Annotated in this window: 1 pseudogene; it reads right to left on the reverse strand. The window is 60.9% G+C overall.

The features are described from left to right. Nucleotides 1–62: 62 nt before the first annotated feature. A pseudogene (locus BST27_RS30480) lies at nt 63–598 on the reverse strand (IS3 family transposase); the annotation flags it as partial. Nucleotides 599–1,152 lie beyond the last annotated feature (554 nt).

Consider the following 1,152-nt stretch of genomic DNA (forward strand, 5'->3'; position numbering starts at 1 on the left):
GACAAGGCAGCCCACTAAGAAAACGAGTTCCCATCCAACCCACTACAGGAGGTGCACTATGAAGCCAAGCCCTTGTCGAAGCTGTCCCCGATGCTCCCGATGGAGGGCACCGCACCGATCTCGGCGAGCCGTTCACCATAGCGAATCGAGGTGAATTGCGACCCGGCATCGGCGTGACATGTCAAGCCCGACAACAGAATTCCCGCGACCAGCGAGCCATCTCGATCGCATCGAGCACCATGGTGGTGCGCATGTGCGAGGCCACCCGCCACCCGACGATCATCCTGCTGAACGCATCGATCAGGAAGCACACGTAGGCCACCCCGGCCCAGGTCGGCACGAACGTCAGATCGGTCACCCACAGCGCGTTCGGCGCGCTCGCGGTGAACTTCCGCTTGACCAGGTCGGGATGCCGATCGGCGGCCGGGTCGGCCGGGGTGGTCTTGACCCATTTGCCGCGTCGCGCGCCTTCGATGCCGGCCGCCCGCATCAGCCGGGCCACCTGGTCACGGCCCACGTCATATCCGGCCCGACGTGCCGCTTTCCACAGCTTGCGGGCCCCATAGACCTTGTAGTTGTCCTCCCAGAGCGACACCAGCACCTCATGGTAACCAGACGAGCTCCGGTAGCGCCCGGTGGGTGGTTATAACCCTCCACCCCAAGAGAATTCGGGTCTGCGACACGCCGGAGCGATCAACCTCTTGCTAGTGCTGCATCTTGGTACGCAGGCGGAGGTCGGCTTCCGAGTGGTTATTCTCGATGTCAAGAAGTTTGCGCAAATCAGGGTCGGTACGCTACTCGAATCACATTGCTGCAATACTAGATTCGAGATTGACCTCACCGGTTGAACGTGATGGGAGTTGCTCTTGGCGGGGCTAGGCGCGGACCTGGCAAGCAATGGCCCAGTCGTTTCTGACATCAGGTATCAACTTCGCCTGCAGGATCCGGGATCCGATCATGGATATATTCGGACCTGACCGGGAAGCCCCGGGAGCTCAGGCAGGAGGCGCCATGGTGGCGAGGCCGAAAATGGAGCGCAACGGAACCTGTCAACCTAGGTGAGGCGCCGTTTGGTGGTATTTACTGAGTTTCCTCCTGTGGTTGGTTGGGTCGGTTGATCCATGAGGTATTGGGGATCTTGGGCGGTTCGGG

Source organism: Mycobacterium intermedium, from assembly GCF_002086275.1.
Taxonomy (GTDB): domain Bacteria; phylum Actinomycetota; class Actinomycetes; order Mycobacteriales; family Mycobacteriaceae; genus Mycobacterium; species Mycobacterium intermedium.